The 13,002-nt window shown below is 64.4% G+C and carries 10 protein-coding genes; 7 read left to right on the top strand and 3 right to left on the bottom strand.

Translation table 11 applies throughout. From position 1 onward, the window contains the following. The first annotated feature begins 182 nt into the window (after nt 1-182). The 4 genes from DRF71_RS12620 to DRF71_RS12605 all read left to right on the top strand — a co-directional run bounded on the left by DRF71_RS12620 (nt 183) and on the right by DRF71_RS12605 (nt 4,277). The gene (locus DRF71_RS12620) at nt 183-686 is read left to right on the top strand and encodes a type III secretion system chaperone family protein (protein ID WP_112310857.1); all 504 of its coding nucleotides are present in this window, start codon (nt 183-185) and stop codon (nt 684-686) included. A 33-nt stretch (nt 687-719) separates the two neighbouring features. Next, nucleotides 720-1,532 carry a pyrroline-5-carboxylate reductase gene (gene proC, locus DRF71_RS12615; protein ID WP_112310856.1) on the top strand — a complete coding sequence of 271 codons (813 nt, stop codon included), beginning with the start codon at nt 720-722 and terminating at the stop codon, nt 1,530-1,532. Then, the gene (locus DRF71_RS12610) at nt 1,529-1,870 is read left to right on the top strand and encodes a tRNA-binding protein (RefSeq protein ID WP_112310855.1); all 342 of its coding nucleotides are present in this window, start codon (nt 1,529-1,531) and stop codon (nt 1,868-1,870) included. Before proC ends, DRF71_RS12610 begins: the two co-directional genes overlap by 4 nt. Nucleotides 1,871-1,976: 106 nt before the next feature. Beyond that, nucleotides 1,977-4,277 (top strand): heavy metal translocating P-type ATPase, encoded by a 2,301-nt coding sequence (locus tag DRF71_RS12605; RefSeq protein ID WP_112310854.1) that lies wholly within the window; start codon nt 1,977-1,979, stop codon nt 4,275-4,277. Between the two features lie 21 nt (nt 4,278-4,298). On the opposite strand, the gene DRF71_RS12600 is transcribed toward DRF71_RS12605, so the two are convergent. Both DRF71_RS12600 and DRF71_RS12595 read right to left on the bottom strand, forming a co-directional pair. Continuing rightward, entirely contained in the window at nt 4,299-7,415 is a 3,117-nt protein-coding gene (locus DRF71_RS12600) for an efflux RND transporter permease subunit (RefSeq protein ID WP_112310853.1), read from the bottom strand. A 3-nt stretch (nt 7,416-7,418) separates the two neighbouring features. Next, the gene (locus DRF71_RS12595) at nt 7,419-8,702 is read right to left on the bottom strand and encodes an efflux RND transporter periplasmic adaptor subunit (protein ID WP_157971063.1); all 1,284 of its coding nucleotides are present in this window, start codon (nt 8,700-8,702) and stop codon (nt 7,419-7,421) included. Nucleotides 8,703-8,985: 283 nt separating this feature from the next. On the opposite strand from DRF71_RS12595, the gene DRF71_RS12590 reads away from it, so the two are divergent. Then, the gene (locus DRF71_RS12590) at nt 8,986-9,375 is read left to right on the top strand and encodes a VanZ family protein (protein ID WP_157971062.1); all 390 of its coding nucleotides are present in this window, start codon (nt 8,986-8,988) and stop codon (nt 9,373-9,375) included. Between the two features lie 148 nt (nt 9,376-9,523). Here DRF71_RS12590 and DRF71_RS12585 read toward each other — a convergent pair whose 3' ends face one another. Beyond that, the gene (locus DRF71_RS12585) at nt 9,524-11,230 is read right to left on the bottom strand and encodes a calcium-binding protein (RefSeq protein WP_112310850.1); all 1,707 of its coding nucleotides are present in this window, start codon (nt 11,228-11,230) and stop codon (nt 9,524-9,526) included. A 235-nt stretch (nt 11,231-11,465) separates the two neighbouring features. Between DRF71_RS12585 and DRF71_RS12580 the strand changes: the two genes are divergently transcribed. Then, complete coding sequence (locus tag DRF71_RS12580; protein WP_112311303.1) at nt 11,466-11,927, top strand: GNAT family N-acetyltransferase; 462 nt, start codon at nt 11,466-11,468, stop codon at nt 11,925-11,927. A gap of 10 nt (nt 11,928-11,937) precedes the next feature. Next, on the top strand, nt 11,938-12,897 hold the full coding sequence (gene speB, locus DRF71_RS12575; RefSeq protein ID WP_112310849.1) for an agmatinase: 960 nt from the start codon (nt 11,938-11,940) through the stop codon (nt 12,895-12,897). Nucleotides 12,898-13,002: the final 105 nt, after the last annotated feature.

The following is a 13,002-nucleotide window of genomic DNA, read 5'->3' as shown; positions in this document are numbered from 1 at the left end:
TTCCTGTGGAAATCCCGGTTTTCCACAGGGTCCTCCACAACAAACCGCTTTACATGATTCGCGGAACGAATCAGGATAAAATCAATATCTGGTGGGGACTGTGGATAAATCCGCACAACCTTGCCGATTCCCCAGCTTCTGGTGGTTATCCACAGGCCAGAGGCGCCATGATGAGGCCAGGCATGTCACTTTCCGAAGATTATCTCCTCTCGGATGAGATCCACCCCATCGACATCGTCGAGACGCTGGCCACCAGCAATGCCTGGGAATTCGACCGCGTGACCGATGACCAGATCGCCATGGCGGTCGAGGGGCAATGGCGCACCTATTCGCTGACGCTCGCCTGGTCCGACCAGGATGAGACGCTGCGCCTGATCTGCACATTCGAGATGGAGCCCCCCGAGGGGCGCATGGCGGAACTCTACGAGCTGATCAACCGCTGCAATGACATGGTCTGGACCGGCGGCTTTACCTGGTGGGACGAGCAAAAGCTGATGGTCTGGCGCTATGGCCTGTGCCTCGCCGGCGGCCAGGTGGCGGGGCCGGAACAGATCGACCGGCTGATCTCTTCTGCCGTGCTGGCGGCCGAGCGGTTTTACCCCGCCTTCCAGCTGACGCTCTGGGGCGGGCGCAAGCCGGCGGATGCCATGAAAGTCGCCATTGCAGAGGCTTACGGCCGCGCCTAACCTCGCCCCCTGATGCGACGGGAAGGCGAGGCTATGTCAGCTTATATCACTATCGAACACGGGCTTTTGCTGCTGGGTTGCGGCAAGATGGGATCGGCTTTGCTGAAGGGCTGGCTGGATTTCGGCGTGCCGGCTGGCTCTGTCTGGGTGATTGAACCGCGCCCTTCCGACTGGCTGCAATCGACCGGCGTGCATCTGAACAAGGGCGTACCCGACCGGGCCGGGATCGCCATTCTCGCGGTCAAGCCGCAGATGATGGGTGCGGCGCTGCCGGGCCTGACGGCTCTGGGCAATGGGCCGACATTGTTCATCTCGATTGCCGCCGGCACCACGATTCAGACGCTGGAACAGGTGCTTGGCGCACAGACGCCGATTGTGCGGGTGATGCCGAACACCCCCGCCATGGTCGGGCGCGGCATCTCGGGTCTTGTCGGCAATGCGCATGCCTCGGCCAGTCAGCTGGCCCAGGCGCGGCTGTTGATGCAGGCGGTGGGCGAGGTGGTCGAGCTGGAGAATGAGGCGCAGATCGACGCGGTGACAGCCGTATCCGGCTCGGGTCCGGCCTATGTTTTCCACCTGATCGAGGCACTGGCGGCGGCGGGCGAGGCCGAGGGCCTCAGCCCTGACATCGCGATGAAACTGGCGCGGGCGACCGTCACCGGCTCGGGGGAGCTGGCGCATCGTTCAACCGACAGCGCAGAACAGTTGCGGGTCAATGTCACCTCGCCCGGCGGCACCACCGCTGCGGCGCTGGCGGTGCTGATGGAGCGGGAAACCGGCTTCCCCGCGCTTTTGAAACGGGCGGTCAAAGCGGCAGCCGATCGCGGCAGGGAGTTGGGCAAATGAGCGACCCGATCAGCTATGACGATTTCGCGAAGGTGGATATCCGCGTCGGCCGCATCATCGAGGCCGAACCTTTCCCCGAGGCCCGCAAGCCCGCCTTTAAGCTGCGCGTCGATTTCGGGCCTGACATCGGTGTGAAACGCTCTTCGGCGCAAATCACGAAACACTACACGATTGATCAGCTGATCGGCCACCAGGTGCTGGCCGTGGTGAATTTCCCGCCACGCCAGATCGGGCCGGTGCGCTCGGAAGTGCTGGTATTGGGCGTTCCCGATGCGGAGGGCGAGGTCGTGCTGTTGTCTCCGGGCCATGACGTGCCGCTGGCCGGCCGGATGTTCTGACCGCACAAACCGCTTGCACCTCTAGTGACTGGAGGAAATACACCCGATTCGATGAAGAAAGCGCTCTGACCCCTGTCATGCGGGTTCGGAATGCGGAGGATTGGTGATGCAAGAGACGAACAGGCGCGAATGGCAGGTGGGGGGCATGGATTGCGCCTCCTGTACGGTGAAGGTGACAAAGGCGGTCCAAAAGCTGCCGGGCGTCAGCGATGTGAAGGTCGCGCTGATCAGCGAAAGGCTTACGGCGACGCTCAGCGAGGGCGGCGCCAGGCCGGAGGATATCGAGGCGGTGGTGCGCCGGCTGGGCTTTGAGATCAGCCCGGGCAAGGGCGCGGGTAAACCGGGCGGGGCGCGCGCGGCCAATGATCATGCGGGACATGATCATGCAGGACACGACCATGCCGGACCTGCGGCTGACATGCGGGGCCGCACACCGGGGGTGGCGGCCAGCGGCGGTTCTGACTCAGGCCATGGCGCCCCCGGTCACGTCCATTCCCACGACAATCCGGCCGATCGCGGCAAGGCCTGGTATCTGACCGGCAAGGGGCGGCTGGTGATCTTTACCGGCATCCTGCTGGCGCTGGCCTGGGTGTTCGAGCTGCTGACCTCGGCCGAATATGGCTATTGGGCCTTTCTTGCCGCCTGTGTGATCGGCGTCGCCCCGGTCACGAAACGCGCTTATGAGGCGCTGCGCATGGGCCAGCCCTTCACCATCGAGAGCCTGATGACCATCGCCGCCATCGGCGCGCTGTTCATCGGCGCGGCGGAAGAGGCGGCGCTGGTTGTGTTCCTCTTTGCGGTGGGCGAGATGCTGGAAGGCGTTGCCGCCAACAAGGCCCGCGACGGCATAAGGGCGCTGGCGAACCTCGTGCCGAAGACCGCGCTTCTGGAAACGGGCGGCACCACACGCGAGGTGCCGGTGGCAGAGCTGGCAATCGGCCAGACCGTGCTGGTCCGCCCCGGTGATCGCATCCCGGCGGATGGCTCCATCCTTTCGGGAACCAGCGGCATTGATGAAAGCCCGGTGACCGGCGAAAGCGTTCCCATCACCAAAAGCGAGGGCGATCCGGTCTTCGCCGGCTCGATCAATACCGAAGCCGTCCTGCGGGTCGCGGTCAGCCGCGAGGCCTCGGACAATACCATCGCCCGCATCATCCGCCTTGTCGAAGAGGCGGAAGAGGCGCGCGCGCCGACCGAGCGGTTCATCGACCGCTTCTCGCGGTTTTACATGCCGGCCATTGTCGTTCTTTCCATACTGGTGATCCTGATCCCGCCGCTGTTCGCAGGGGGGGACTGGGACACCTGGATCTATCGTGGCCTCGCACTTTTGCTGATCGGTTGTCCCTGCGCACTGGTGATCTCGGTCCCCGCCTCCATCGCCTCGTCTTTGTCTTCCGGTGCGAAAAAGGGGCTGCTTTTGAAGGGGGGCGCGGTGATCGAGGCGGCGGCAACCGTCAGCCGCATCGCCTTTGACAAGACCGGCACCCTGACCCGTGGCAAGCCCGTTGTCACCGATCTGGTCGTAGCGCCCGGGGCAGATGAAGCCCAGTTGCTGGCAGTGGCCGGCGCGGTGGAAACCGGATCCTCGCATCCGCTGGCCCGCGCCGTGCTGGACCGGGTGCAGGCGGCAGGCATCACCCCGCTGCCCGCGCGTGAGGCAAGGGCGATTGTCGGCAAGGGCGTCGAGGCACTGGTGGCAGGCCCTGATGGCGAGGCAAAGGCCTGGGTCTCCTCGCCCCATCACGCGCTGTCGGCTGGCGGCATCGACGCAGGCCTGAATGACCATGCCGGCCGGCTGGAAGCCGAAGGGAAAACCGTGGTGGCGGTGTATTACGAGACCCGCCCCCTCGGCCTGATCGCCATGCGCGACGAGCCGCGCGAGGACGCCGCAGACGCGATGCGGCAGGTCAGGGCCATGGGGATCACGCCCATCATCCTCACCGGCGACAATCCCCGCACTGCGGCCGCCATTGCAGGTGGCCTCGGGATGGAGTTCCGGGCGCAGATGATGCCCGAGGACAAGCTTTCGGTGATCCGCGAGATGGGGGCGGATGGCGGCGTAATGATGATCGGCGACGGCATCAATGACGCGCCGGCGCTGAAACAGGCGGGGGTTGGCGTCGCGATGGGCTCGGGCACCGATGTGGCGCTGGAGACGGCGGATGCCGCCATCCTGCGCGACCGGGTGACGGACATTCCCGCGCTGATCCGGCTGTCGCGCACCACCATGGCGAATATCCGGCAGAACATCACACTCGCGCTTGGGCTGAAGGCGGTGTTCCTGGTGACCTCGGTTCTGGGGATCACCGGGCTCTGGATCGCCATTCTTGCCGATACCGGCGCGACGGTGCTGGTGACGCTGAACGCGCTGAGACTGCTGGCCTATGACCCCGGGAAAGAGGGCTGAAACCCTGCCCGCCGCGCCGGTTCACGGCGCGGCATGGGGCGGGGTTGCACCCGCCTTCCGCCCGGTCAGCCGCATCACCAGCACATAAAGCGCCGGCACCATGAAGAGCGCGATCACCGTCGAGGCAACCATACCGCCCAGCACACCGATCCCGATCGCATGTTGCGCCGCCGCCCCGGCGCCATTGGCCAGCGCCAGCGGCAGCACCCCCAGCGCGAAGGCAAACGAGGTCATCAGGATCGGCCGGAGCCGCGCCTCGGCGGCGGAGCGGGTGGCCACCATCAGCTCTACCCCCTGTTTTCGTCGCGCCTCGGCAAATTCGACGATCAGAATCGCATTCCGCGCCGCAAGCCCGATGGTCGTCAGCAGGCCGACCTTGAAATAGACATCGTTCGATTGCGCAAAGCCCCAGGCCGCCAGCAGCGCGCCAAGGATCCCGACCGGCACCGCCAGCATCACCGAGAAGGGCACCGACCAGCTTTCATAGAGCGCGGCCAGCGACAGGAACACCACCAGCGCCGACATGGCAAACAACAAGGGCGCCTGATTGCCCGCCAGCCGCTCCTGATAGGAGAGCCCGGTCCAGGCGATGGAATAGCCCGGAAAATCGGCGAGCAGCGCCTCAAGCCCGTCCATCGCCGCCCCGGTCGAGATGCCCTCTCCCGGATTGGCCGAGATCGAAATCGCCCTTGTGCCGCCATAGCGGTTCAGCGTCGGCGAGTTTTCCGACCAGGTCTGGGTCATAAAACTGGCAAAGGGCACCATCTCGCCCGAGCGGTTCCTCGCATGCCAGATGGTGACATCTTCGGGCTGCATCCGCCAGGCAGCGGCGCCCTGGACGATCACCGGGCGCAGCTCGGCCCCCAATTCAAAGTCATTCACCTCGCGTCCCGAGAAGATCACCGACAGCATGGCATTGACCTCGGACACGGTCAGGCCCATGGCGCGGGCGCGGCTTTGGTCAACGTCAAGACGCAAAGCGGGGCGGCGGCTCGGCTCATGGCCGCGAAAGCCCGAGGCGAGGCCCTGCTCCTGCGCCCGCGTCGCCAGTTGCAGCGCCGCCTCTTCCAGCGCCGCCTGGCCCTGACCGGCCTGGTCGATCAGGTAGAAGGCAATGCCGGCCGAACTGCCGACGCCCTGGATCGCGGGCGGCTGAGAGAAGGTGATATTGCCGGCGCGATGCCCATCAAAATACGCATTCGCCACCCGCTCCAGCCGCGCGGCGGAAAGGCCCGGACGCTCGGCAAAGGGTTTGAGCCGGATGTAAAGCATCGCCGTATTCGGCCCGCCGCCACCCCAGACGAAACCAAGCGCGGTCATCACGGTATCGACCGTGGCGCCTTCTTCCTCCTGCAGCCAGGCGACGACCTCTTCGGTCACCGCGCGGGTCTGGGCCGAGGTCGACCCCTCGGCGAGGCGCAGCTGCACCATCATCACGCCCTGATCCTCTTGCGGAACGAAGGATGACGGCAGCTGGCGGAACATCTGGAACGAGCCCCAGCTGATTGCGCCCAAAAGCACCAGCACAAGGAAAGGCCAGCGCATCGCCAGCCCTGCCGTGGCGCCATAGCCGCGCGTAACCGCCCCCATGCCACGGTTGAACTGCCGCGCGAACCAGTTGCCGCCGCCCTGCGCGCGCGGTTTCAACAGCGCCGCGCACATGGCCGGCGACAGGATCAGCGCCACCGCCAGCGACAGCACCATGGCCGAGATGATGGTGATCGAGAATTGCCGATAGATCACCCCGGTCGATCCCGACATGAAGGCCATCGGCAGGAAGACCGATGACAGCACCAGCACGATCCCCACCAGCGCCGAGGAAATCTGCGCCATCGAGCGCCGCGTCGCGGTCACCGCATCCAGCCCCGGCTCATGCTCCAGCTGGCTTTCGACATTTTCCACCACCACGATGGCATCATCGACCAGCAGACCAATCGCCAGCACCATGGCGAACATGGTCAGCGTGTTGATCGAATAGCCCAGCAGGGACAACACCCCGAACGTACCCAACAGCACCACCGGAATCGCGATCACCGGGATCACCGTCGCGCGCCAGCTTTGCAGGAAGATCAGGATAACGATGAAGACCAGCGCCACCGCCTCGGCCAGTGTCTGCCAGACGGTCTGGATGGACTCCTCGATAAACGGAGAGGTGTCAAAGGGATAGGCGACCTCTACCCCTTCCGGCAAAGCCGATTGCAGCCCGGAAAGCGTCTCGCGCACCCGCTTCGCGGTCTCGACCGCATTGGCACCGGTGGCCAGCGTCACGGAAAACCCCGCCGCATTGGCGCCGTTGAACAGAGCCGAGCGTCCATAGCTGGTCTGCCCGATCTCGATGCTGGCAACATCGCCCAAAAGCACCTCGCCGCCGCCCTCTTCGACGCGCAGGCGGATCTGCGCAAACTGATCGACGCCGGAAAGCTGCGTTTGCGAAGACAGCGCCACCGTCAGCTGCTGCCCCGGCACCGCCGGATCGGCGCCAAGCGCACCGACCGAGACGGTCGAGTTCTGATCGGCAATCGCCGCCGTCACGTCACCCGGCGTGATCTGGAATTCGGCCATCTTCATCGGATCCAGCCAGACCCTCATCGCATAGCCCGAAGAGAAACTTTCGATCGAGCCGACGCCGTCAATGCGCAGCACCGCATCCTCGATCATCTGCGTCGTCAGATCGCCCAGTTGCAGCGTCGAATAGCGGTTGTCGGGGGAGACCAGCGCCCCCACCATCAGCGAGCTTTCGCCGGCGCGCTCGACCTCGGTGCCGCGTTCGCGCACCACCAGCGGCAGCGCCGATTCCGCCAGCCCGACCTTGTTCTGCACCTGGTTCTGCGCCTGATCGGCGGTGACGGTATCGTTGAAGACCAGCTCGACCCGGGCACGCCCGCTGGCCGAAGAGCTGGAGGTCATAAAGAGCAACCCGTCGAGGCCGGTCATCGCGTCCTCGATCACCGAAGTGACCGAATTCTCGGTCGCCTCGGCCGAGGCGCCGGGATAGGTCGCGGTCACGCTGATGCGGATCGGCGCGATATCGGGATATTGCTCGACAGGCAGGTTCCAGACCGACCAGCCGCCAAACAGCATGGTGATGATCGCGAGAACCCAGGCGAAAACCGGGCGGGTGATGAAGAATTGTGCCATGGATCAGTTGCCCGCGCCGCCAGCCAGCGCAGGGTCGGCGGCCGGTTCAGCCGCCGGTGGCAGGTCGCGCACCACCCCCGCCTCGTCGATGGTCACCGCGACCGGGCTGATCGCCCTGCCCTCGCGCATGGAATTGATGCCGTCCAGCAGCAGCCAGTCACCCGGCTCCAGCCCGGTCTGGATGATCCAGGACGATCCCCAGGTGCCGGTCTCGCTCAGATAGCGTTTGACGGATTTGCCATCGAGCGCGATCCAGGCCGAAAGCCTGCCGTCCCGCTCGCGCTGTGTGGCGCGCTGCGGCACCAGGATCGCCTGCTGGCGCGCCAGCGTCAGCTCGGCCTGGAGGAACATGCCCGGCGCGATCATGCCGCCGGGATTGGCGATCTCGAACCGCAGCGTGCGGGTGCCGGTCGACGAGGACACTGTCGCCGCCGAAGAGAGCAGCACCGCCTCACCGCCGATACGCCGCCCGCCATCCAGCACCAGAACCAGCTCGGGCGGGATCAGCGCGATCTCGCCCCTTTCGGCGCGGGCCTCTATGGCGAGGCGGGTCTGATAGGGTTCCGACAGATCGACCAGCACCGGATCGACCTGCACAATCTCGGCCAGCGCCTGGGCCTGGCCCTGGGTCACCAGATCGCCCACAGAGACCTGGGCCACGCCGACAATCCCGGTGATGGGCGCGCGGATCGTCGTCCAGTCCAGCTGGGCGCGGGCGAGATCCACGCCGGATTCGGCCTCGGCAAAGCCCGCCTGGGCTTTCAGGAGATCGGTCTCCGCGAGATCCAGCGCCGCCTGGCTGGCCGAAGACCCCCGCAGCGCCGAGACCCTTCCATAGCTGGTTTCCGCCGCTTTCAGATCGGCCGAGGCCCGGGCGAGGCTCGCCTCTGCGGAAGCCAGCGCCGCGCGGTAGGTCAGAGGATCAATGGCGAAAAGCGGCGTCCCGGCCTCGACCCTGGCGCCGGGCGTGTAGAGAATGCCGGTAATTTCGCCCCCGACCCTTGGCCTGAGCTGCGTCGCGCTGCGGGCAACCGCCCGCCCGGTCAGCACCTGCTGTACCGGCACCGATGTGGTCTCGAGCACCATATAGCCGACGGGTGCGCCCTGATAGCCGACGGGTGCGCCCTGCCCGGCCTCTTGTCCGGCCTCCTGAGCCCCCGCCGGAACGGTGGTCACAACCAGAGCGGCCAGGGCAAGCGCCCGCAAAGCGACTGATGGCGCGTCAAGAAAACGCGCCAGACGCGGCGATATTCGGAAAGGTCCGGCTTGTCGCAAGGGTGTCAGCATCGGGTATTCTCCGGCCTGTATTCTGCCCGTTCGGCTCTTGTTATCATGCAGATCCACAGCAGGACCCATGGTCTGACACGTCAGTCGCAGCGATTTCCGCCGCCACCGCCGTAAGGAAATTCCACCGTAAGGAAGTCCCACGGCGCTGATTTGCCCGAGCTTGTGGCACTGTTTCGTGACTTTTCGCATCCCGCCAGCAAAACCTGGCGCAGGAGTGGTAAATCCGGCGTGAACCACTGCCGCTGTGATGGACTTCGCGCCGATGCCGCCCGATAAACGGCGAATGTCCTCGCGATCCCTCCTCACTCTCATCATCGCCGCGTTGTTATGTGTTGCCATTGGCATCGGCACCCTGCTGCCGACCGGAGCGCTGCCGGCGGCGCCTGGCTCTGACAAGATGCAGCATTTCGGGGCCTTTGCCCTGGTGGCGGCGCTGATCACCCTGTTGCGGGCTGGCTGGATCGTGCCGGTGGCACTGATCCTTATGGTCTATGGCGGGCTGATCGAGCTGATCCAGCCCTATGTCGGCCGCTCCCGCGAGTTTGGCGATTTCATCGCGGGCAGTCTTGGCGTGCTGGCGGGCAGTGTAAGCGCGCTGCTGGTGCATCAGCTTGCATCCCGTCTGATCCGCCGCCGATCTGACGCTGCTCCGGCCGAGGCTCCCATCCGGTGAAGAGCCCGACACGAAGCGGCGGAACTGCACTTTTCCGGCTGCCTCCTGCATCCTCAGCCCCACGCGCCTTCGCAACACCGGATGGTTTCGGCACAGGCGATGCACGGGCTCTGCGCCCGGAGGGTGAGGCTCTGCCGGGTCACAGCGCTCAGACGAGGATGAAATCTGCCGCCGTCACACCCATCGGACCATGGGCCAGCACGATAGAGAAATCCGCAACCCCATCCCCGTCGGTATCACCGGTCACCAGCCAGGTCGCGCGGTCATAGCGCAGCTCGCCCGCAATGCCCGAGAAGGCAGCGGTGGCGATATAGGTGAAGGACTGATGACCGTCACTGACACTGTCGGCGTCGATCTGCGACAGGTCGATCCGATCCTCCCCCGGGGTGAAATCCATGATCCAGGCCCGGCCGCTCACGCTTGCCGGCGTTGCAGCGGCATCGTCGAAGTCGAAGAGATCCGCACCGGCGCCACCGTAAAGCCGGTCCCCGCCACCACCGCCATTCAGCACATCATCGCCGTCCTGGCCGTAAAGAAGATCATAGCCTTCCCCGCCCGAAAGCGTGTCATTCCCTGCCCCGCCCGTGAGCAGATCATTGCCTGTGCCGCCATTGATCAGGTCATCCCCGTCATGGCCCGCGAGGTTGTCATTGCCATCGCCGCCATAGAGCGCGTCATTGCCTTCATTGCCGAGAAGCGTGTCATTGTCGACACCGCCATCAAGCGTGTCAGAACCGGCCCCGCCCGACATCAGATCATTGCCGGATCCGCCATAAAACCCGTCATTGCCGGCCTGGCCCGCCAGCGTATCCGCACCCGCGCCGCCAAAGAGAGAATCGTCGCCGCCGCCGCCCTGGATCAGGTCATTATCATCTTCACCCTCAAGCCGGTCGGCATTGTCGCCTCCAAAGAGCGTATCATTGCCTGCGCCACCAAAAACGGTGCCGGTCACGGTCGTGCCGAGATGTCCGATGTAATAATCATCGCCCGCACCGCCATACAGATCACCGGTAATGGTGCCGGCGCGGTTGTCGATGGTGTCATTGCCTGACCCCATGGTCACATCGCCGGTCATACTGCCCCGATTGGTAACGAGATCAGCGAACTGGCTGCCATGGTAGGAAATGCCGTTGCCGCCGATGATCTCGCCCCGATTGAGAAGATTACTGGCCCCCGACCAGTTGTATACATTGCTCAGGTCAACTCCGGCATTGCCATCCGAAACGATCCTGCCATGGTTCTGGATGGTGTTTCCGCTGAAAGCGAGGATTTCAACGCCCACGCCCAGCGAATTGTTCGCCCGGACAACACCGCCAGCCATGTTGTAGAACGTAGCACGGTCGCCCAGAATAATTATGCCGGCTGAGTAATAGTCGGGCATTGCGACAGAAAATCCGGTCGCGGTAATGGTTCCCGAATTGGTCAGCCTGCCATTCGCTGAGGCAATGATTGCGAATGCTCCGGCCGCAGTGATGCTCCCAGTGTTCAGCATCAGGCCATTATCATACAATCCCGCTGCAAATGTATCGCTCGCCGAAATTGTACCATGATTGAATACCGTGCCTCCGGCACCGGCAGCCAGGGCGACAGTATGCTGTTGGGTGCTAGTCAGGGTGAGCTGCCCGCCCGTTTCGATAGTGAGGCTGCTGCCATTACCCTGGACAGTCACAGAGCCACCCGAGCTGAGCGAGCCATAAATGGTCGCAAGGTTCAGACCGCCGCCATACCACATGATGGCCGAACTGGTGGTCACAATGGTCGTTCCTGCCGCGATCTGCAGCTCATCGCCGGAGCCGAAAAAGCTGTGGATGGGGCCGAAAACGGTGGCGTCGATGCTGATAATGGTCGGGGGCATAAAAATCTCTCCTGGAGATCACTGTGAAATACCGGAATAGCTGGTCGGGATGAAAATTTGGTTGCCGTTGAAACCAGGCACCGCAGTCGGTTTGTTCAGGGAATTCCCGACATGTCAGGTGCTGATCGCGCCGGCTGCGCGTGTTGCGGCAGACCGGGGCAACCGCATCCGGCTGCAATCCCTTGACCCGCCGCAGGACCAGGATAGTCATATCGGGGTGATAAAGGGGCCCTCCATGACCGCCGCCATTACCGAAGAAGACCCGCTCCGCCCCGATCTGGCGCTGCTGTTTGATCGCCACACCGCCGATATGCACGCCCAGACCCCGCCCGAGAGCATCTATATGATGGATAAATCGGCGCTGGCGGCGGCGGATGCGCGGTTCTTCGTGCTGCGTGAGGCCAGGGAGCCGCTGGCGATGGGGGCGCTGAAACGGATCACTCCGGATCATGCCGAGATCAAATCCATGCATGTTCTGGCCGAAGCGCGCGGCCGGGGGCTTTCCTCACAGATGCTGGCGCATCTGATCGGGGCGGCTCAGGCGGATGGGTATGGAAGGCTTTCGCTGGAGACCGGGCGCGAGGCGATCTTTACCCCGGCAAAGCGGCTCTATGAAAAGGCCGGTTTCGCGGAATGCGAGGCCTTTGGCGATTACACGCATGACCCGAATTCGCTTTATATGACGCGTGCGCTGTAAGGAGAGAGCCATGCCCCGCATCCTGCATGAACCCGTCGATGCCGCGCGGGTGCCGCGTTTCGCCGGCCGCCCCAGCTTTATGCGGCTGCCCATGCCCGACACGCCCGAGGGGCTGGATATTGCGCTGGTCGGTATCCCCTGGGATGGCGGCACCACCAATCGCGCCGGCGCCCGTCACGGCCCGCGCGAGGTCAGGAACCAGTCCAGCCTGATGCGGCGCGGGCATCATGTTTCCGGCGTGATCCCCTATGAGCTGGTCTCGGTGGCGGATGTCGGCGATATCGAGGTGCAGCCCATCGACCTGATGGCGGCGCTCGACCAGATCGAGGCCGGAATTGCCGCCATCTGCGCAGCAGGGGCGCTGCCTCTGTCTGTGGGCGGCGACCATCTGACGACACTGCCGGTGCTGCGTGCGATCCATAAGGCGCGGGGCGAAGGGCCGCTGGGCCTCGTGCAGTTCGACGCCCATTCCGACACCAATGACCGCTATTTCGGCGACAATCTCTACACCCATGGCACCCCCTTTCGCCGCGCCATCGAAGAGGGGATCCTGGATCCGAAGCGCATAGTGCAGATCGGCATTCGCGGCTCGGTCTATGCGGCGGATGAGCATCAATGGGCGAAAGACCAGGGCATCCGCATCATCTATATCGAGGAGGCCGACCGGCTTGGCCCGCAAGGTGTGGTTGAGGAAATCCATCGCATCATGGGGGTCAGCCCCTGCTATGTGACCTTTGACATTGACGGGATCGACCCTGCGATGGCGCCCGGAACCGGCACACCCGAAATCGGCGGCCTGACCACGCGCGAGGCCCAGGCAATGATCCGCGGCCTTGCCGGGCTGACCATCCGGGGCGCCGATGTGGTCGAGGTATCGCCGCCCTTCGACATTGGCGGGCTGACCGCGCTGACCGGCGCGACGGTGCTGTTCGAGCTGCTCTGCGTGATCGCCGCCGGGATGAACCGCTGACGTAAGGTCATGCAGCCATCCGCGCCAACCGCCGGCTCCGTCAGGGGCCAGACGGTCATTTCCGGTTGTTTTAACGGCTTCACATATCGGAAAGGGTTGTATCAT

The sequence above is a fragment of the Pseudogemmobacter bohemicus genome (assembly GCF_003290025.1).
Classification (GTDB): Bacteria; Pseudomonadota; Alphaproteobacteria; order Rhodobacterales; family Rhodobacteraceae; genus Pseudogemmobacter; species Pseudogemmobacter bohemicus.
The sequence above is the reverse complement of the archived record's forward strand: the minus strand, read 5'-3'. Positions and strand labels throughout refer to the sequence as shown.